20 protein-coding genes are annotated in these 20,889 nt (G+C 24.3%); 8 read left to right on the top strand and 12 right to left on the bottom strand.

The window, feature by feature from the left end; genetic code table 4:
• Nucleotides 1–59: 59 nt before the first annotated feature.
• The 8 genes from QMA87_RS01200 to rnhB all read right to left on the bottom strand — a co-directional run bounded on the left by QMA87_RS01200 (nucleotide 60) and on the right by rnhB (nucleotide 8,516).
• The gene (locus tag QMA87_RS01200; protein WP_283833705.1) at nucleotides 60–1,394 is read right to left on the bottom strand and encodes a C1 family peptidase; all 1,335 of its coding nucleotides are present in this window, start codon (nucleotides 1,392–1,394) and stop codon (nucleotides 60–62) included.
• Nucleotides 1,384–2,166 carry a 16S rRNA (adenine(1518)-N(6)/adenine(1519)-N(6))-dimethyltransferase RsmA gene (rsmA, locus tag QMA87_RS01195; RefSeq protein WP_283833704.1) on the bottom strand — a complete coding sequence of 261 codons (783 nt, stop codon included), beginning with the start codon at nucleotides 2,164–2,166 and terminating at the stop codon, nucleotides 1,384–1,386. Before rsmA ends, QMA87_RS01200 begins: the two co-directional genes overlap by 11 nt.
• Nucleotides 2,159–2,944: a TatD family hydrolase gene (locus tag QMA87_RS01190; protein ID WP_283833703.1), complete on the bottom strand. Its 786-nt coding sequence runs from the start codon at nucleotides 2,942–2,944 to the stop codon at nucleotides 2,159–2,161. The genes rsmA and QMA87_RS01190 overlap by 8 nt, the downstream gene beginning before the upstream one ends.
• A 1-nt stretch (nucleotide 2,945) precedes the next feature.
• Nucleotides 2,946–4,280, bottom strand: coding sequence for a tRNA uridine-5-carboxymethylaminomethyl(34) synthesis GTPase MnmE (gene mnmE / locus QMA87_RS01185; RefSeq protein ID WP_283833702.1), 1,335 nt, complete (start codon nucleotides 4,278–4,280; stop codon nucleotides 2,946–2,948).
• A gap of 36 nt (nucleotides 4,281–4,316) precedes the next feature.
• Nucleotides 4,317–5,642 (bottom strand): trigger factor, encoded by a 1,326-nt coding sequence (gene tig, locus QMA87_RS01180; protein ID WP_283827228.1) that lies wholly within the window; start codon nucleotides 5,640–5,642, stop codon nucleotides 4,317–4,319.
• 59 nt (nucleotides 5,643–5,701) lie between these two features.
• Complete coding sequence (locus QMA87_RS01175) at nucleotides 5,702–6,343, bottom strand: hypothetical protein (RefSeq protein WP_283823929.1); 642 nt, start codon at nucleotides 6,341–6,343, stop codon at nucleotides 5,702–5,704.
• A gap of 3 nt (nucleotides 6,344–6,346) precedes the next feature.
• Nucleotides 6,347–7,828, bottom strand: coding sequence for a lysine--tRNA ligase (lysS, locus tag QMA87_RS01170; RefSeq protein WP_283833701.1), 1,482 nt, complete (start codon nucleotides 7,826–7,828; stop codon nucleotides 6,347–6,349).
• 100 nt (nucleotides 7,829–7,928) lie between these two features.
• On the bottom strand, nucleotides 7,929–8,516 hold the full coding sequence (rnhB, locus tag QMA87_RS01165) for a ribonuclease HII (RefSeq protein ID WP_283827225.1): 588 nt from the start codon (nucleotides 8,514–8,516) through the stop codon (nucleotides 7,929–7,931).
• Between the two features lie 145 nt (nucleotides 8,517–8,661).
• On the opposite strand from rnhB, the gene glyA reads away from it, so the two are divergent.
• From glyA to prmC, 3 genes are all read left to right on the top strand, one after another.
• Nucleotides 8,662–9,915, top strand: a complete 1,254-nt coding sequence (glyA, locus tag QMA87_RS01160; protein WP_283830433.1) for a serine hydroxymethyltransferase — start codon at nucleotides 8,662–8,664, stop codon at nucleotides 9,913–9,915.
• Between the two features lie 76 nt (nucleotides 9,916–9,991).
• A complete protein-coding gene (gene prfA / locus QMA87_RS01155; protein ID WP_283833700.1) occupies nucleotides 9,992–11,068 on the top strand; it encodes a peptide chain release factor 1 in 1,077 nt (358 codons plus the stop codon).
• The gene (gene prmC, locus QMA87_RS01150) at nucleotides 11,068–11,811 is read left to right on the top strand and encodes a peptide chain release factor N(5)-glutamine methyltransferase (protein WP_283833699.1); all 744 of its coding nucleotides are present in this window, start codon (nucleotides 11,068–11,070) and stop codon (nucleotides 11,809–11,811) included. The genes prfA and prmC overlap by 1 nt, the downstream gene beginning before the upstream one ends.
• Before the next feature lie 723 nt (nucleotides 11,812–12,534).
• On the opposite strand, the gene QMA87_RS01145 is transcribed toward prmC, so the two are convergent.
• The 3 genes from QMA87_RS01145 to hisS form a co-directional block, all read right to left on the bottom strand.
• Nucleotides 12,535–13,059 carry a hypothetical protein gene (locus QMA87_RS01145; RefSeq protein ID WP_283833698.1) on the bottom strand — a complete coding sequence of 175 codons (525 nt, stop codon included), beginning with the start codon at nucleotides 13,057–13,059 and terminating at the stop codon, nucleotides 12,535–12,537.
• 82 nt (nucleotides 13,060–13,141) lie between these two features.
• The gene (locus tag QMA87_RS01140; protein ID WP_283833697.1) at nucleotides 13,142–14,443 is read right to left on the bottom strand and encodes a hypothetical protein; all 1,302 of its coding nucleotides are present in this window, start codon (nucleotides 14,441–14,443) and stop codon (nucleotides 13,142–13,144) included.
• Between the two features lie 179 nt (nucleotides 14,444–14,622).
• A complete protein-coding gene (gene hisS, locus QMA87_RS01135; RefSeq protein WP_283833696.1) occupies nucleotides 14,623–15,822 on the bottom strand; it encodes a histidine--tRNA ligase in 1,200 nt (399 codons plus the stop codon).
• Between the two features lie 136 nt (nucleotides 15,823–15,958).
• On the opposite strand from hisS, the gene QMA87_RS01130 reads away from it, so the two are divergent.
• The 4 genes from QMA87_RS01130 to QMA87_RS01115 all read left to right on the top strand — a co-directional run bounded on the left by QMA87_RS01130 (nucleotide 15,959) and on the right by QMA87_RS01115 (nucleotide 18,940).
• Nucleotides 15,959–16,192 (top strand): hypothetical protein, encoded by a 234-nt coding sequence (locus QMA87_RS01130; protein WP_283823596.1) that lies wholly within the window; start codon nucleotides 15,959–15,961, stop codon nucleotides 16,190–16,192.
• A 110-nt stretch (nucleotides 16,193–16,302) separates the two neighbouring features.
• On the top strand, nucleotides 16,303–17,283 hold the full coding sequence (locus tag QMA87_RS01125; RefSeq protein WP_283833695.1) for a hypothetical protein: 981 nt from the start codon (nucleotides 16,303–16,305) through the stop codon (nucleotides 17,281–17,283).
• Nucleotides 17,277–17,693: an iron-sulfur cluster assembly scaffold protein gene (locus tag QMA87_RS01120; RefSeq protein ID WP_283827403.1), complete on the top strand. Its 417-nt coding sequence runs from the start codon at nucleotides 17,277–17,279 to the stop codon at nucleotides 17,691–17,693. The genes QMA87_RS01125 and QMA87_RS01120 overlap by 7 nt, the downstream gene beginning before the upstream one ends.
• Nucleotides 17,693–18,940 carry a Y-family DNA polymerase gene (locus tag QMA87_RS01115; protein ID WP_283833694.1) on the top strand — a complete coding sequence of 416 codons (1,248 nt, stop codon included), beginning with the start codon at nucleotides 17,693–17,695 and terminating at the stop codon, nucleotides 18,938–18,940. The genes QMA87_RS01120 and QMA87_RS01115 overlap by 1 nt, the downstream gene beginning before the upstream one ends.
• A gap of 62 nt (nucleotides 18,941–19,002) precedes the next feature.
• Here the strand turns inward: QMA87_RS01115 and QMA87_RS01110 are convergent, their stop codons facing one another.
• Complete coding sequence (locus QMA87_RS01110) at nucleotides 19,003–20,190, bottom strand: phosphoglycerate kinase (protein ID WP_283833693.1); 1,188 nt, start codon at nucleotides 20,188–20,190, stop codon at nucleotides 19,003–19,005.
• Nucleotides 20,191–20,290: 100 nt separating this feature from the next.
• Here QMA87_RS01110 and QMA87_RS01105 point away from each other — a divergent pair, with 100 nt between their 5' ends.
• Nucleotides 20,291–20,884: a diadenylate cyclase gene (locus QMA87_RS01105; RefSeq protein WP_283823591.1), complete on the top strand. Its 594-nt coding sequence runs from the start codon at nucleotides 20,291–20,293 to the stop codon at nucleotides 20,882–20,884.
• Nucleotides 20,885–20,889 lie beyond the last annotated feature (5 nt).

Genomic DNA, 20,889 nt, shown 5'->3' with positions numbered 1-20,889 from the left:
TTTTTTATTTTTTTTATTTTTAAAAATAAAAAAGCAGAATAAATTCTGCTATTAATATATTATGCTAATGCTCCAATTGGATCTCATGGTTCTAATTCAATAGTATTTGAATTGTCATATATATCTTTCTGTTTTGTAGTTAAATATTTTTTATCTACCATAATTTGATAAACGTATTCTTCAAATCATTTATCACTCATTGAAAACATACCTTCCTTACCCAGCTTGTTACCTCAAGAATTTTCTACTTCTCAAGTAATAGGATTGCCTTTATCATCAAGATTTACACCAGTAAATACCATTGCATGAGTTAAAAGTGATTCGCCATATTCTAATCTTTTAGTTTTATCTCAATTAGGTAAATAACCTAATGTTGCTCTATAGTCATAAAGTTCACTATCCATAATTCCTAATTTTGAATTACTCATTTTACCTACATCACAACCAAATCAAACGGGCTCATTATTTTTAATTGATTCAATGCTCATTCTTTTTAATTCATTAATATCAATATTTAAATGTTTAATAGCTGGGGCCTCTGCTACACTTGAAAGATATTTAATGCTAAATGTATTATTTAAAGGTTTATCTTTTGTAGGAGCATTAATAACACTTACTTTATCTTCTAAGTTTCAGCCTACAACTTCTTTAAAGAATTCTACTGGGCTCATTTTAGGCAATCTATGAAATTTTCCATCTTTATCAGTAAATTCAAAATTTACTTCAGTAGGAACATTTCCTAATGCTTTAACTAAAATATTGTAAATATTATATAAATATTCTTCTTTTTTAACTTTTAATTGCTTTTGCAATTCTTCACCTTGTAAAGATGAAGCTAATTCTCTTAATTCATAAGCATAGTATCTAAGCATTGAAGTTAAATTTTGATTCATTTCAAATGAGTTTGAAGAACTAAATGTTTCGGGCATATGATTTTTAGGAACTATTCCATACTTATTTAGAATACCCTTAAACATATCTCATTGTCCACCATCTTCAAGAGGATTATTAACTAAGTGCATAAAAATTCTTGAAGTTATAGGTTCATTAATTGTTTGTATTATATTATTAAAAAAATAATTGCTACGTTCTAATTTATCTCAAAACATTGTATATGTTTGCGAAAATTCAATATTTTCAAGATTGTATTTTTCCATTGTAATAACTCTTGCTTTGTTTAGAGCGGCAAACATTCAGCATCTTCCGCTAAAATTTTGTTGAGTAATTTTACCTCTTTTTGTAGTATGTGAAAAATTAAATGTATGTTTTCTTATAACTTGTTGCGATAAAGAAGATTCTCTTATTCCATTTTTAGCAATAGCAAATTGAGAAACATTTGAAGCATCAGCTTCAAATCTTTTATTAAATTTATCAATTAAATTTTTAGTTATCATTATTACTTCTTTCTAATATTTTCATTAATTTAATGATGGTCTCAAGACTTAATTCTTGAGCTCTTGAATTAATATTTAATTTTAAAGAGGAAAGTGCTTGCATAACTTCTTCTTTTTTATAAATATTTTCTAAATTTTTTGTCAAAAATTTTCTTCTAAAACGAAAACAATTAGCTATAAATTTTCGTATTTTAAAATGATTTGGTTCTATATTATTTTTAAAAGTCATTTTAACAACTGAACTTGTAACCTTAGGAGCTGGCTCAAATGCAAAATTTGGAACATCAAAAAGTTTTTGAGTTTCACAATAAATATTATTCACCATTGTCAGTTTAGAATAATTTGCAGTATTTTCTTTAGCAATTAGACGGTCTGCAACTTCCTTTTGCATCATTATAATTGCAAGAGAAATATTTTTATAATTATCAAATAATTTAAAAAGTATATCACTTGTAATATAATAGGGAATATTTGCAATTACTTTAAATTTTTGCTTAGGAAATTCGCATTCAAGAACATCCTTATTAATAAGGGTAAAATTATCATTTTTAAATTGTTTTTCTAATCTACTTGCTAAATCGTTATCAATTTCATAAGCAATCAATTTAACATTATTTTGAAGAATTAAACTGGTTATAGCTCCAGTGCCAGGTCCAATTTCAACAATAATTTCATTTGGAGTAATATTAGCACTTTCTACAATTGCATTTTTTATATTTTTATCTTTTAAGAAGTTTTGACCAAACTTCTTTTTTGCTATTACCTTATCCATATAAATTGAAAAACCTTTTTGTATTTTTATATATTTTTTGAGCTAGCTCATCTGGTGAAATATTCTTTAATCCTGCCATAAAGAATACAGTGTAGCGAACATAATTAGAATAATTAATTTCTCCACGATGAGGAAATGGAGTTAAATATGGAGCATCAGTTTCACTAAAAATACGATCTAATGGAACTCATTTTATTACTTCTCTAGTTTTATTCGCATTTTTATAAGTGCAAACTCCACTAAAAGAAAAATAGCCTCCTAAATCATAAATTTTTTTAGCATATTCTAAATCTTGAGAAAAAGTATGAATTACGAATTTTAAATTAGCCTCTTTATATTTTTTAAGAATTTCATAAACATCTTCTTCGGCATCGCGAAGATGAATTACAACTGGTAATTTATATTTAATAGCAAGATTAATTTGTGCTTCAAATATTTGTTTTTGCAATTCTTTTGGCGGATTATTATCTCTAGAATAATCTAATCCAATTTCACCAATAGCTTTAACATCTTCATTAATAAGTAACTCCAATTTTTTAATTTCAAGTAAACTTGTTGAATTATTAGGATGAATACCAATTACGCCAAAAAGTTTTTTAACTTTTTCATTTTCTTTTTTAAATAAAGAAATTAAATTTAAAATTTCTTGATCTTCATTTAAATCGCAACCTGTTAACCCTAAAAAAGCTACACTTTTATCAAGTGAATTTGAAATAGCTTGATATGGATTTTCATAATAAGTTTTTAAAGGGTGTGTATGAATATCGACAAATTTCATCTTATTTTCCTAAACAGAAATTTTTGAATAAAGCATCAAGAAGATCTTCACGATTTACATCGCCTGTTATTTCCTTAAGACTTTCTCATGCTTTATTGACATCAATAATAACTATATCTGGAGTCATGCCATCTTCAAGTGCTTGAATACTTTCATCAATTGATGCTTTTGCTTGTCTTATTAATGAAAGTTGTCTAATATTATTTGTTGAATCCTCAGAAGAATAATCAATATCTTTATAATCATTAATAAGAATTTTTTCTAAATCATTAATATCATTATTTAATGCAGAAATATTAATAATTCCTTGTTCAAAATTAATATCACTTTTATTTTTAACTTTGATGTATTTAATATTAAATTCTTTGGCTTTTTCTACAATTTGATTATCATATTCATTTTCTGCTCGATCATCAATTAAGTGAATAATAATATCAGCACTTTCAAGATATTTAAGTCCTTTTTCAATACCTATTTTTTCAATTTTATTTTTTGCCTGTCTAATTCCTGCTGTATCAATTATTTTAAAAAGTATATTATCAATTTGAATTGATGTTTCAATTAAATCAGTTGTAGTTCCTTCAATATCAGTTACAATCGCTTTTTCTTCTTTTATAAGAGCATTTAAAAGTGAACTTTTACCAACATTTGGTTTACCTAAAATTACAATCTTAATTCCTTCAAAAATTTTAATATTACGTTGTGATTTTTGAATCATTTTTTCTAATTTTTTAGAAATTTCAATTAATGCATGCATAAATTTTTCGTTATTAATATCTTCTATATCAAGATATTCAGGATAATCAATATTAGCTTCTAAATTAGCAATATAAAATTCTAATTCATGAATAATTTTTTCTAAATAATTAAAAGTTTTCATCAAAAACTTGTTTGCTGAAAGCTCCACTTGTGATTTAGTTTTAGCAAAAATCATGTCATGAATTGCATCAGCTTTTGTTAAATCTATTTTGCCATTTAAAAATGCTCTTTGTGTAAATTCGCCATTTTTAGCTAAACGAGCACCATTAGCTAAAAGAAGTTCTAAAATTCAATTTGAAACTACGATTCCACCATGACAGTTTATTTCTATCATAGTTTCACCAGTATATGTTTGATTAGCATAATAAATCATTACCAAAACTTCATCGACTAATTTATCGCCATCATAAATATATCCATATTGAATAAATTTTTTATTAGTGTCAAATGGAGGAATATGTCCTTTAAATATTTTTTTCAAAATACTAATACTATCAGTTCCAGACATTCTAACTATACCAATAGGTTGGTTTACTTTAGCGCCTGAACTTATTGCTGCAATTGTATCTATAAACATAATTTATAAAAATATCAAAAAATGCCTATTTAGGCATTATTTGAAATATACTAATTTCCCTTCAACAAGTAAAGCATGACCTTCTGCATCTAGAACTTTTATAAATTCATCAAAGAATTTATCATTTAATAACATTTCAAAAACAGCATACTCTGGTTGTAATTTTTTAACTTTATCAACACTAACATTAAATTCTTTAGCTCTTTGTTCATAAAAATTATTAATTTCTTCTTTATCTACAGTTAATCCTAATTGTTCAATAATTCACATATTAACAAGTTTTCTTTGAACATTTTTAGCAGCTTCAAATTTTAATTCTTCTTGTAATTTTTCAGGTGTGTAATCTGTATATTGGAAATAATCTTCTTTTGTAAATCCTAAATTTTTGATTTTTTCATTAAATCTGTTTTCTACAGCCTTTAATTCTTCATTAATCATAATTTCAGCAGTAGGAATTTTATTAGTTTCAATTAATTTATTAATTGCATCATTAACAATTTTATCTTTAGCAAATACTATAGCATGCTTAATTTCATTTTCTTTAAAGAATTGAAACATTTCTTCATAGTTTGTATAATTAGTGTTTTTTAAATTTTTAACAAATTCATCATTAATTTCTGGGAAAGATCTATTTTCAATTGAATTAATTGTTACAGTAAAAATAGCTTCTTTTCCTTCAATTTCTTCATTTCCATAATTTTTAGGTAATATAACTTTAATTTCAGTTGGTTCACCTTTTTTAAGACCAATTAATTGTTGTTCAAATTCTGGCAAAAAACTGTTTTCTCCCATAATAATGTCAAGATTGTCAGCATCACCACCCTCAAACTCTTTGCCTCCAATTTTACCACTAAAACTAATATTAATTTTGCTATCTTCTTTTACGCCATCTTCTGAAGAAGTTCAAAGTGCATATTTATTAGCAAGTGAAGATTTAATGGCTTTTTCTACATCTATGCTTGTAATTTCTTTAGATTCAAGTTTTAAATTTAAATTAGAAAAATCTAGATCAAATCTTGTTGGAAGCGTTGGATATTTAAATGAAACTTCAAGTTCATTAGCATCCATTTTAACCACATTAAGTATTGGTCTACCAATAATTTTTGTATTATCTTTAACAGCATCATATGCTTCATCTTGAATTTTTGGAAATAATTTAGAAATTGCTCTATTATTAATTTCAAATTCTGAAAGTGGTCTAAGTAAATTTGCTGGAACATGTCCTGGTCTAAAACCTTTAACCTTTTGTTGAGATTGTAAAAATTTAACAGCATTTTCACGAGCTACTGTTCAAAGTTTAGAATCAACACTTACAATAACTTCTATTTGTGCACTACTTTCTAAATGATTTATTTTTGTCATATTTCTCTCTTTCTTCATATAAAATAAATATTACTATATTATATATGTAACCATTATTTTTATATATTAATATCTTTGATATTTAAAAGCTTACAAGCTTTATTTATAATAGTTTTTATTGATTTTTCATTAATTTTTTCTGAATTTGGAAAATTGTTTAAATGCTCTTGAAGAAGCAATTGTTGTGCTATATCATTAACTGAAATATACTTAGAAAGTGCATCTTCAATTTTTTTTGATTTTTTAAGGAAAGAAGGCGAATTTAAAAAATCTGTTTCAAAAGTTTTAAGAATAAAGCCTTCAGTTTCAATTTTAATATCAACATTATTTAATTCTAATGATTTAAATAAAACGTATCTTTTTGTTGAATTTACTTGTGGATTTCTAATCATACTAGTAATTAAATCAATATACATAACCTTAACATCTTCTTCAGAATCTTTTCAATTAATTAATCCTAAAAATGTTGAATTTTTTATATCATTTAAAATCTTCAAAATGTTTTGTTGTTTAATTTTTAAAGGCAAGTTTAAGACATATTCTTTATATTTTGTTAGTTCATTTTGAATATCTTTAAATAAAAAATATTCTTCATAATATTTATTAATCTCTTTAAGTAAAATAGACAAGTTTCCACTTTTTTCTAAAGCAAATAACTCATTTCAAAATTGCTCATTTGATTTATTTATAAATTTTGACATAAACTATTTATTAATTTTATTTTGTTCCTTCAATGTTGGGAATAATAATACTTCTCTAATACTTTCTTGATTTGTTAGTAGCATAATTAATCTATCAATACCAATTCCACATCCTCCTGCAGGTGGCATACCATACTCAAGAGCAGTTATAAAATCTCAATCAATATCATTTGCTTCATCATTACCAGCTTCTTTTTCATGAATTTGTGCTTTAAATCTTTCTAATTGATCAATAGGATCATTAAGTTCTGTATACATATTTGCATATTCTTTTTTATTTATAAAAAGTTCTGCTCTTTCAGTAAATCTTGGATCGCTTGTTTTTGCTGAAAGTGGTGAAACTTCAATAGGATGATGAGTTACAAAAGTAGGTTCTATTAAACTTTCTTCAATTAATAATTCAAATAAATCATTAATAATATGACCTATTTTATAATAAGATTTAACTTCAATATGATATTTTTTTGCGATTTCTTTAGCTTGTTCTAAACTAATATTTTTAAAATCTACATTTGTAGCATTTGATACTGCATCAGTCATATTAATTCTTTTAAATGGTTTATTAATGTCAAACGATGTTTCGCCTAATTGAAGATGAGTAATATTAAGTTTTTGACAAATTTCTCTAATAAGTTTTTCAGTATGCTCCATCATTCCTTCAAAATTTGAATAAGCTTCATAAAATTCTATAGAAGTAAATTCAGGATTATGAGTGGTATCAATTCCTTCATTTCTAAAGATTTTTCCTATTTCATAAACACGATTAAACCCACCTACTAATAATTTTTTTAGTGGGATTTCTGTCGCTATTCTTAAATAAAAATCTTGATCAAGAGCATTGTGATGAGTTGTAAATGGTTTAGCGCTAGCTCCTGATAAATATGAATGTAATATTGGAGTTTCGACATCAAGATAATCTAATGATTCAAAATAATTTCTAATAGCACTTATAACTTTGCTTCTTGTTTTAAATCTAATATAAGAATTTTCATTAACAATTAAATCTAAATAACGTTTACGAAGTTTTTCTTCAATATCAACTAATCCATGAAATTTATCTGGTAAAGGTTTTAATGATTTTGTAACTAATTTAATAAAATTGGCTCTTAAAGTTAATTCATTTGTATTAGTTTTCATTAAAGAACCTTTAACATATAAAATATCACCAATATCTAATTTGTCAAACAATAAATTAAATTGATCCATTTCTTTTTTTGGGTAATAAACTTGCATCAATTCGTTTTCATTTTTTAATAATAAAAATGAACTTCTTTTAGTCATAATTCTACCTATAATAGCTTTTGATATTTTCATATCATGAAGTTGTTCTTTAGAATAAGAATCAAATTCTTTATGTAATTTTTTATAAGAAAAAGTATCAGAAAATGTGTAACTTTTAGGAAATGATTCAATACCATTTTTTTTGAAAAACTCTAATTTTTCTCTTCTAACTATTTCCTGATCGTTCAGTTTTTCGCTTTGCATATTTTCTCCTTAAAAGTAAATATATATTTAATTTTATTACAATTAGTTAATTTAAACAAAAAATATTAACTAAAAGCAACAATATATTTTAATAAAAATTTTAATTTAATATCTTTTTAATATTTTTATAAGAAAGCCGATGAATTGGTGTTACACCAAACTTTTCAAGAGCGATTTGATGTAATTTGGTATTATAGCCTTTATGCAATTCAAAATGATATTCAGGATAAGTTAAAGCTATTTCTTTCATGTATTCATCTCTTGCAACTTTAGCAAGAATTGAAGCAGCAGCAACATTTAAACTTTTTTCATCACCTTTAATTAAATTAATTTGTTTTAAATTAATATCAATTTTTTCAAAATCAGTTATTACTAATTCAATATTGTTACGAAATTTTTCAACGCACCTTTTCATAGCTAGTTTACTGCTGGCTTTAGGATTTAATTTATCAACTATTTGTGGTTCTATAAATTCAATATAAAATTCAATTGCATTTTTTTTAATAATTTCTTCTAATTTTTTTCGATTAGATTCAGATAATTTCTTAGAATCATTAATTAATTCATTCTTAAAATCATAAGGTAACATTACACAACTGGCTACTAATGGCCCTGCACAACAACCTCGTCCAACTTCATCACAACCAACTATAAATTTTTGTTTTAGTTCTTTTTCAAAATTATGCATATTTTAAATTATATGTATTAATTAAAGATTTTTTGCTTAACTTGCTTTATTTAAAAATTAAAACAAATAAAATTTAATATAAAAAGAAGCATTTTTATTTTTATTAATTAAAATTAAGTTATTAAATCTTTAGTAAAGGATAGATATGTATAAAAAAATATTTTTAAAAGATAAAGTTGTTCAAAATGCAATTAATAAAGAATTTAAAAGACAAAAAGAGCATATTGAACTTATTGCTAGCGAAAACTATGTTAGCCAACAAGTTTTAAAAGCACAAGGATCAGTTTTAACTAATAAGTATGGTGAAGGTTATCCAGGTAAAAGATATTATGGCGGTTGTGAAAATGTGGATGTCGTTGAACAAGTGGCTATCGATCGTTTAAAAGCAATTTTTAACGTTAAATATGCTAATGTTCAACCTTATTCAGGCTCAGTAGCCAATGCTGCTGCATTAGCTGCCTTAATGCCTAATGATAGAAGAGGTAGACTATTAGGAATGTCTTTGCAATCTGGCGGACACTTAACACATGGTTATAAAATTTCATTTAGTGGGATTTTTTATGATTCATTTACTTATGATGTTAATGAAGAAGGAGTTATTGACTACGATAAAGTTTTAGAAATAGCAAAAGAAGTTAAGCCTGATGTTATTATTTGTGGTTATTCTGCTTATTCTCGTACAATTGATTTTAAAAAATTTAGAGAAATAGCTGATGAAGTGGGAGCAAAGTTAATGGCTGATATTGCCCATATAGCTGGATTAATTGCTGGAAAAGTTCATCCTTCACCAGTTGAATATGCTCATTTAATTACTTCAACAACTCATAAAACACTTAGAGGTGGAAGAGGAGCTATTATTATGACAAATGATGAAACTCTTGCAGCTAAAATTAATAGATGAGTATTTCCTGGTTATCAAGGAGGACCTTTATTCCATGCTATTGCTGGAAAAGCTGTAGCTTTTGAAGAAGCGCTTCAACCTTTTTTTGAAGAATATGCTCAAAATATAGTTGACAATGCAAAAGCTTTTAGCGAAACTTTCAAATTATTAGGTGCTAAAGTTGTTTCAAATGGAACTGATAATCACTTATTTATATTAAATGTATTAGAAACATATAATAAAAATGGTAAAGAATGTGAGGAATTATTAAGTCAAATTAATATTACGGCTAATAAAAATACTATTCCTTTTGACACACAAAGTCCTTTTATTTCATCTGGAATTAGACTAGGAACAGCTGCTATGACTTCAAGAGGTTTTGGACAAAAAGAGTTTATTTATTTAGCAAATATTATGGATTCATATTTAAAAGATCCTTCTGAAGAAAATAAAATCAAAAGTTTAAAAGCTATTAAAAAATTAACAAAAAAATTTCCAATTAAAAAGTCATATTATTAATTTTTTTACAAATTGCACTTGCTTTGATAGGCAAGTTTTTTTTGTAAAAAATACCATTTAATATATAATAAAAATTATGAAAAAAGCTATGTATGATTCATTAATGAGATTATTTAATAAGTATAGGGAATTAGAAAAAGAATTAACTAAACCTGAGATTATTAATAATATTAAAGAATATAATAAATTAAACAAAGAATATAATAATTTATCAGAGATTTATTTTAAGTTTGCTAATTATTTAAAACTGGAAAAGGATTTGGCATCTGCTAAAGAAATGTTACTTGAAAAAGATGAAGAGTTATCAGAAATTGCTAAGTTAGAAATTACTAATATTGAAGAAGAAATGCCAAAATTAGAAGAAGAATTAAAAATCCTTCTTCTTCCTAAAGATGAAAATGATAATAAAGATGTAATCATTGAAATTAGGGGGGCTGCCGGTGGAGATGAAGCTAATATTTTTGCTGGCGATTTATACAGAATGTATATAAAATGAGCTGAAGCAAATGATATGAGAGTTAAATATATTGATTCTAATCCTACTTCTACAGGCGGTTATTCATTAGTAGTTTTCTCAATTAAGGGTGAAAATGCTTACTCAAAACTTAAATTTGAATCAGGAGTTCATCGTGTACAAAGAATTCCAGTAACTGAAACTCAAGGTAGAGTTCATACTTCAACTGCAACAGTTACGGTTATGCCAGAAATTGATGATAATATTAGTATTGAAATTAATAAAAATGATATCAAAAGAGATGTTTTCCGTTCTTCTGGTGCTGGCGGTCAATCAGTTAATACTACAGATAGTGCTGTGCGTTTAACTCATATTCCTACTGGGATAGTTGTAACCTGTCAAGATGGTAGAAGTCAAATCCAAAATTATGAAATGGCATTAAATGTTTTAAAAAGTAAATTATATGATTTAGAATTACAAAAAAAACAAGAAGAAGAAGGCGGATTTAGAGCTTTAGCTGGTAATGGTGATAGAAGCGAAAAAATTAGAACTTATAATTATCCTCAAGATCGTGTTACCGATCATCGTATTAGTTTTTCAACATCACTTAAACCAGTAATGGAAGGTAAAATTAATATTCTTATTGATTCATTAATAGCTTTTGAACAAGCAGAAAAATTATCAAAATCAGGTTTATAATGGCTAATAAAGAAGATTTATTAAGAGAAAAAAGAAGATATAATCTTGAAGAAGTTATATCTAATGATGAATTAAATGAAATTCAAATGGGTATGCCAATTCAAAAAATTATGGGTTATGTTGATTTTTTTGATACTAAAATTAAAATAAATAAAAATGTTTTAATTCCTCGTTATGAAACAGAAGAAATGGTTCATCTTTTTTATTTAAGAGAAAGAGAAAAAATATACGAACGCAGCGCATATATTTTGGATTTATGTGCAGGCAGTGGCTGCATTGGTCTTTCACTTAAAAATAATTTTAATCGAAGTGTTAAAGTTTGTTTAGCCGATAATTCTAAAGAGGCAATTGAACAAATTAAAATAAATGCACAAGAAAATAATCTTGATGTTGAAATAATAGAATCAAATATGTTTGATAATATTAAACAAAAATTTGATTATATTATTTCTAATCCTCCTTATATTTCAAAAAAAGAACAATTGCCTTCAAGTGTTCTTGATTTTGAGCCATATGAAGCTTTATTTGCTGAAAATGATGGATTCTTTTTTTATGAAAAAATAATTAAAAATCTTGATAAATTTCTAAATAAAGATGGAAAACTTTATTTAGAAATTAGTGATCACATTTACAATATTTTTCAAAATAAAAAATATAAAGAATTTGATATTGAATTTTTTAAAGATATGAATGAACATTGAAGATTTGCAATAATTTGTTTTAAAAATAAAAATACAAAATAATTTTTTGCTTTTGGCCACATTGCAAACTGTTGTGATATAAGATAATTTTATGTTAAATTTTGCTATTATAGTCTACTAATGTGTATTTTATATTTGCAATTTGAATAAGATCTAAAAAAAATAGACTTAATAATAGAATATTCCCAAAAATATATTAATTTAGTGATATGCAAAAGAGCAACAGAATATAGAGATGTCTTAATATTAACAAAAAAACTAGAATGAAATTTACAGCCTTTATTAACTCGAAAATTAAAACGCTTTATTGTAAAATATAATTTTATTTTTAGATCAATAATAATTGGCAATAAAATAGAATTTGAAAAAATAAATATTTTTATTAGCGAGCAAAAATGAAAATGCTATTATTTTTATTTTATGCCATTTTTACATTAGTTTGGGATATTTCTGTTATTTTTTATTTAAAAATATGACAATTATTTTATTAATTTCAATTAAAAAATATATTAAATAAATATTTTTGTTTTTATTTTTTTATAAAAAAATAATTACATATAAATAAAAAAGTTTGTCAATTTAATAAATTAAATATTTTTTGAATTATAAACTTAAGCGATATCTTAATAAAAAGAAGAAAGCGTTTTTTTATTTATTAAAAAATAGTAAATTTTTAATTTGTGTAATTTTTTAAAATTTAAATATGAAACTACTTTTGTTTTTAAAATGAAAAAATTTTAAAAAGTTTTTAAGTTTAATGAAAAGTTATTTTTTGTGTTTTTCTTTAATTTCTTTATTTATTTGTTTTTTAAATTCTTCTTTTTTTTCATTGTCAAATTCGGTATTTCCACTCATTTCTTCAATATAAACATTGATAAATATATGATCTTTATTTTTATATATACCATTCGCTTTACTTTTAATTCATTCTTTTTTTATTCATCCTTTTCCTATTAGTTCTTTTAATGATAAATCATTTGTCTGAACTTCTTCTTCAAATTTATTTTCGTTTTTTTTAAATTTTTTAGTAAAACCAATATTTATAGAGCTATTTTCAATTTGTGTATAAGGTATTGAGTCAAAATAATATAATGAAGAAAAAATCGAAATTTCTCTATTATTTATTCAATCTCTATACTCTCAATTTTTATTTTTATTATCATTTTTAATATACTCTTCTCCTGATGTTCAATAAGGGTGCACAAAAAATAAATCTTTTCCCTTGTTTTCTTCATCTAACATGCTATATTTTAATTTATAAGGATTAGATTTATCGGAGTTATCTCACATTCCGCTAAGTTGTTGTGAAAAGGGGAGAATATTTTTTTCATTGCTTCTGTCAACTTCAATAACAAGATCAAATATATATTTACTAGAAAAAGCAGAATTTAATTTTTTTTAATTTTTCCAAATTTCATGCTCTTTTATCTATTAAATATTGTTTACTATTTTGATAGTCTTTAAATTTTTGCTTTACATTTCTCTCAATTTCAGCTTCTAATTGCGCATCTTTAATCTCATTTTCTTCATTTTCTATTTCTCTTCTTTTTCTAATAAGTGTATTACTTACTTTGTAACTAATAAGACCAAAAGTAATTAAAGAAACAAAGCCAGCAGCAACTTTTAAAAAAGATCTAAAAGTGTGATTATTGTTACTTTTTTTATTAAATAATAAAGCACTTTTAATATCAAATATAAGTTTATTTAAACGTAGTTTTAAATTTTCCTGTAATTGCTTATGTTTTGAAAGTAAAGAAATATTATCAAGAGAATCTTCGGCTTTTTTAAATAATTCAATTAAATCTGAATTAGTTTTAAATTCATTTTCAAGTTCTGAAATATTTTGAATGGCACTTAACTCAAAATTAACATAATAATCTCTAATTTCCGTAGCTTTTTCATTAAAATTTCTAATTAATTTTGCTGTTTGCTGCTCATATTCACTAACCATATTTTCAAATTCTTCATTAGTAGATAAATAATCTAATTGTAATTGCATTTTCTTTTTAATTTGTTCAAATGAAGAATCAATGCTTTCAACAAGTTGTGAATATTCATTACTACTTTCAGTAAATAACTCATTATTATTGTATGGATTATCTCTTAAAATATCTAGTTTATCATTACTAAATTTTCTTTTAAAAGCTTTAACACTTTCTTCTGCTCCTTTATTTAAAATATTATTAAGAGTTGTAATACTATTAAAGATTTCTTGTTGTAAATCAAACTTATTAAAACCTTGTGCTTTTTCTTCTTCAGCAATTAATTTTTTAATATTATTAACAAGATTTTTATTAGAATAATTTGAAAGTTGCAATAAAAATAATTGCTTTGTAGCACTAAAATCTTTGTATTCTTTAATAACATAAGGAATAAGAATAATATCGCTATTTCAACCAGAAGGAATTTTATCCAAAGCTATTTTAGTTTCTTTTTCTTCTCAATTAACAAAAATATATCCTTTTTTAGTTTTAGGAACTTTAAGAGGCGTATTAACTTTATTATCATATTCATTCGTTAAATTTTTATCTATAATATGTTGAATATTTTCATATTTAATTTTAAATGTAGTTCGTGTAGTAGTGTATGCACTAATTAATGCTCCGCTAATACTAACTAGTGCTAATGTTGAAAATACTCCCGCTGATAATACCTTCTTATATTTACTATTCATATTTATCTCCTAATTATTAAATTAGAGCCACTAATTATTAAATTTAAGTAATGTTCTATATATAAATTATTTAATTAAATATATATTTATAGTAAGATTTACAAAATTATATTTTGCCTTTTTCATATTTTTTCCACACTATTTTAATGAAAAAAACAAAGAAGAGTAATTCTTCTTTGTTAATCAATATTTTTAATTTCTTTAGTAATCTGATTTTTAATTATTCAGTTGCTGCTATTATTTGTCCTATTTTTAAAAACTAAATTATGAGCTCTAGTAGAAGCGGTAAGTTTAAAAGCTTTATTAAGTTTTATGACATCTGGGTATAAATAAGTTCTTGCATTTTCAGAAAGTTGTTTAAACAATTTAAGCGCTTCAATTCTTTCTTCTTCATTAAGAATAACAATTAAATTAGTTAACTCATTTTGAACCTCAAAATTATTATAATTTAAAATTTCAAGTATTCGCTCAATCCCGCCAGCAAATCCAATTGCATCAATACACTCATTTTCAAGTTTAATTTGATATCTACCACCAGCTATAATAGCGGCTTGCGAACCTAAAGCTTTTGAAGTTGAAACAAATTCAAATACTAAATTATTATAATAATCAAGGCCTCTAACTAAATTAAAATCAACTTCAAAATCAAAATTAAACTTTGTCAATAAATTCTTAATATTTTCAAAATATAGCTTTGATTCTTCAGAAAGAAAATCAATAATTTTAGGGCAATTTTTAATAAAATCTTTACCTTGTTCTTTTTTATCATCTAAAATTCGAAGAACATTAGCATCTAATCGAGCTAATGATTCTTGTTCTAATTGTTCCTTATAATTAGAAAGATATTCTTTAAGAACATTTTTATATATAGCGCGCTCTTCAATAGTTCCAATATTATTAATAATAAGTTTAAAATCTTTAATATTTAATTTATTTAATATTTCAAAAGCCAACATTAATACTTGAAAATCATTAATATAATTAACTTGTGAAATATTTTCAATACCAAGCTGATTAAATTGTCTATATCTGCCTTTTTGCGGCTGTTCATATCTAAACATTGGACCAAAATAAAAATAAGTTTTAAAGCGTTCATTCATTAACTTATTTTCTAAAAATAATCTAATAAATGGAGCCGTGCCTTCTGGTCTTAATGCTAATTGTTTATTTGACTTACTTAAAAAAGTATACATTTCTTTTGAAACAATATCACTCATTTCGCCACTACTTCTTTTAAACAAATCTACATATTCAATAATTGGCGATTCTACATAAGAATAATTATTTCGATAACAACAATCGAAAAATACATCCTTTATATGAATCATTTTTTGAGCTTCTGCACCAAAATAATCTTTAGTCCCTTTAATTTTATTCATAATTAAAATTATAATATATTAACAATTAATATCAATATTAAATACTTTTAGGAAAAATTAAGTTGTTTTTATTAATTTTGTTTTTTTAACTTTTATTTCAATATGTTTTGAACTACTGCTATTGAAAGGAGGTTATATGAATGATTTTAAAAAATTAAATGATGAGCAAAAAGCAAACATTTATGGCTCTGGTTTTATTAGTATTATTAGTGCAATTGTTCCTTTAGTTCTTAATATTGCTAATGGAATAACTTCAATGATTAAGCTTGCTTATGCTAATAAAGGAAGTACAAAATTTGGTTCTAATGCAAGCATATCATTTGATAATGAAACAAAAACAAAAATTACTGAAATAATACTTCCATTTTAGTTAATAAAATATAAATAATTAAAAATAGTTATCTATTTTTGTTCAATACTTAAAGGTATTGAATTTTTATTTTTTTGATATTTTTGTTTTTTATTTGATAATATTTAAATATGAAAATTTGAAACGCTATTAAATTCCCTTTTGAAAAGTTTAGAAATGCTATTAGAGCGTTTTCTGCAAAATCTGTTCATTTTAGAAAAATAACACTATTTGAAGTTGCAATTAGTGGAATGCTTTTTGCTATGTTTTTATTATTTTTTGGTATTAAAAAAATTTTATTACCTGGGCCTCTTAATATAGAAGTAGAACATTTATTTTATATTTTAGTAGGATTAATTTTTCCTTTGGGGTATGGAATATTTTTTGCTGTTCTTTGTGATTTTTCTAAAATGTTTTTATTTGGAAGGATCTATGATTGATCATATGTTTATGCCATTGCAGCTCCATTAATTGTTATTGTAAGTTGATCTTTCTTTTCTTTATACAGAAAAAATAAAATTGCAATGTTAATTTTTGCTTCAATTTTACTTTCTATTACAATGTATTTAAATATTTTATTTGTTGCATATAATGCTTTTGATGCTAAATTGTTAGCAAAACTGAGTGGTGTTAAAAAGGTTGAAGATGCTTATATTACAAGTTCAATTTTAATTTTAATTTCAGTAATTTATGCTCTTTGTGTTACAGTTTTTATTGCAACAGTTTGAATAAAATATGCTATGAAAAAACGCATATCACAACGAGGTTTAGTATTAAATCGTAATATTGAAAATAATAATAATAATGAACAAATTAATAAACTTTTAACTATATTCATGATTTTTGCATTGGTGGCATTAATTTCTGTATTATTCAGATGAGCATGAGGTAATTTTGCTCTTGTTCATTTTCTTAATAGTAAAAGAGGTACAGGAAGCATTAAACCTTTAATACCTTATTTTTCACAAGAATATTTTGCTTTTGGGATTTGAATGGTTATTAAATCAGGAATTGAAACATTACTTTTTACAAGTGTTTTAATTCCTTTATATACTGTTCTTATTGTATTAAAACAAAAATACATGATTGATTTACAACAAATAAGATGATAATAGACCAAAAATATAAAATCCAATTAATAACATCACGATATTCTAATCCTAAGTTTGCTAATAACAATTTAACTGAAGAAGATAATTTTACTAAATATAGTAATAGATGTGTAGATAAAATAATTCTTAAAATGGAAAATAAAGATTCTTTTTATTTTTTTGAACATAAAACAAATGGTTGCGCAATTTGTGTTGCATCAAGTGATATTATGATTGAAACAATTAACAATAAAACTAAAGATGAAATTTTAAATATTCTTCAAAAATATAATCAATTAATTAATATGGAAATTAAATATGAAAATATAATAGGCGATTTAAATGTTTTTAATAATGTTAAAACTCATTTAAATCGTTATGATTGTGCCAATTTAATATATCTAGCTGTTAAAGAAAGAATTGAAAAATAATGAATATTATTTTTCATATTGACTTTGACAGCTATTTTGTTAGTGCTTTAAGAATTATTCATCCTGAATTACAAAATAAAATGGTAGCTATAGGGAAAAGTATTGCTATTTCACTAAGTTACGAAGCTAAAAAAATGGGCGCTAGGGTCGGAATGTATCGTCATGAAATATCTAAAATTGCTCCAGGGACTATATGAAGAAGTCCTAATTTTGCTCATTTTATGAAAATAAGTAATCAAATATTTGAATATATAATAAATAATTATTCAAATAAAATACAAATATTTTCTATAGATGAGTGTTTTATTGATGTCACACATTTAATTAATAAAAGTAATATTAAAACCACAAGCGTTACTCTAGCAAAAAGAATTCAAAAAGATATTAAGTTAAAATTTGGTATTCCTATTTCAATAGGTATATCAACTACATATTTTTTAGCTAAAATGAGTACTAATTTAGCTAAACCTTATGGTATTTTATTTACATATCCAAATGAAATTGAAAAGCGTTTTTTTCATTTAGATATAAGAGAATATTTTGGAATTGGTAAGTCGCTTGAAAATAAATTAAGAAGTAATAATATTAATACTATAGGAGATTTTTATCGCTCTTTTAAAAATAAAAATATTATTAAAGAGATTTTTAAAAACACTTATTTAAACTATTGAAATAATCTTAATGGAATTGAAATTATTAAACGTGAAGAAATGTATACTCCTAAATCAATTAGTAATATTAAAAGCATTGATTTTCTTAGTATTGATAATATTAACGATATTTCTTACTTATTATCTGAATTAGTTGCTTCAGTTTGAATTAAAGCTAAAAATAGAAATATGCTTGGAAAAGTGGCTATTATTTCTATAAAATATGATGGCCAAAATTCATTTATAAATAAGCAATTTAAATCTAAACAATATATAGAAACGGAAACAAAACTTAATGAAATAGCGCAATTTCTATTTAAGGAGTATTGAAATAATAAACCTATAAAAGGATTGGGGTTTGGTATTAGTGAATTGCAATATAAAAATAATATATATTTTCAAAAATCAATTTTTGAAGAAATTAAACCGCGATACAAAGAAGATAAATTAATTACTCATGTTAACTCAATTGTGGGCAGTAATACACTTATTAAGGCAAGTGATATTATTAATAATAACTCAATTCAAAAACCAAAACTTAAGTTTCTTGATCAAGATAATGAATCATTTATTAGAAAAGAAAAAATTAAATATTAAAAAAAAGAGTGAATTGTGCTCACTCTTTTTTAATATATTTGTTTTAATACTAAAAAAAATAATTACTTATCTTGAATTGATTCAACACCAGGTAATTTTTTGCCTTCTAGTAATTCTAAAGAGGCTCCACCACCTGTTGAAATATGAGAAAACTTATCTTCAAATTTAAGTTTTTCAATAGCTGCAACTGAATCTCCTCCACCAACTACACTATAAACATCTTTTAATTCACTAATTTTTTTAGCTACATCAAATGTTCCATATTTGAAGTTTTCAAATTCAGTAACACCCATTGGTCCATTTCAAAACACTGTTTTTGCACCATCAAGTGATTTTACAAATAGCTCAATTGACTCAGGTCCTAAATCTAATCCCATATATCCTTCAGGAATATCTCTTCCTGAAAATACAGGCTCCATATCTTTAAATGCTGTAGCATTTGCTGAATCAATAGGAAGCACAACTTTATCTGCATGCTCTTCCATAAATTTAGTAGCATATTCAAGTTTTTCTTCTTCTAGTAATGAATTACCAATTGTGTGTCCCATCGCTTTAAGAAACGTATAGGCCATTCCACCACCAATTAATAATTTATCTACTTTTTTAACTAATGATTCTAAAATACCAATTTTATCACTAATTTTAGCTCCACCAATAATAGCTACATAAGGTTCTTTTGGTGCATTTACAATTTTATTTAATGCTTCAACTTCTTTATTCATTAAATAACCTAAAGCAGATATTTCAATATTTGATGCTATCCCAACATTTGAAGCATGTGCTCTATGTGCTGTACCAAAAGCATCATTAATAAATAAATCACCTAATGAAGCTCAATATTTGCCTAATTCAGGATCATTTTTTGATTCTTTTTTACCTTCTAAATCTTCATATCTTGTATTTTGTACTAATAAAACGTCACCATTTTGCATTCTTCTAATAGCTTCTTCTAAATTAGCTCCTCTTGTTTGTTTAACAAAAGTAACATTTTTTTGTAATAAATCTGCTAATGCTTGTGCTACTGGCTCTAGATTATTTTTAGCTAAATCTTTTTCTTCTTTAATTCTTCCAAGATGTGAAAATAAAATTGCTTTTCCTCCATCGTTAATAACTTTTTCAATTGTAGGAAGAGCGGCTTTAATTCTTTTTAAAGAAGTAATTTCACCATTCTCGTTAATAGGAACATTAAAATCGACTCTTATTAAAACTTTTTTGTCTTTTAATTCTAAATCGTCAATAAATTTCTTCATTTTTATCCTTTCATAATATTCTTAATTATATTAAATAAATGTATTTTTGCTTATTATTAATATATAATAAATAATAATATTTATTGAGGATGGTATTAATATGGAAAAGAATCAAATCAATATTTTAATAGCTTTATCATCCACTATTTTGTTTATTATTTTAGGATTTGTCGTTTTTTTATTAATAAGTTATATTAAAGAAAAAACGCGTTTAAAAAGATCTAAACAAAACTTAATTTTAGCTCTTTCAAGTAAATTAAGGGTTATAAATCAGCTTAAAGAAGCCATTAGTTATCTTTCTAGACATAAAATTGGCGCACTTATAACAATTGAAAATTCTGATAATCTTGATATGCTTCGTACTGATGGAATTATTCTTGACGCTAATATTTCTTCAAGTCTTTTAATTGCTATTTTTTCAAAAAGTTCACCTCTTCATGATGGCGCTGTAATTATTAGAAATAATAAAATTTATTATGCTTCTACTTTCTATAAAATAACAAAAAAATCTATTGATAATAAATATGGTTCTAGACATCGTGCCGCTATTGGTATATCGGAAGTTTCTGATTCATTAACAATTGTGGTAAGTGAGGAAACTGGTACTATTTCATTTATTAAACGTAGTCAAACAATTATTGTTGATCCTAAAGATCTACAATCTAAATTATCAGAAATGTTAAACTTAAATTAAAAGGG

Source organism: Mycoplasma phocimorsus, assembly GCF_030077875.1.
GTDB classification, from domain to species: Bacteria; Bacillota_I; Bacilli_A; order Mycoplasmatales; family Metamycoplasmataceae; genus Mycoplasma_H; species Mycoplasma_H phocimorsus.
This window is presented reverse-complemented; position numbering and strand designations above follow the sequence as displayed.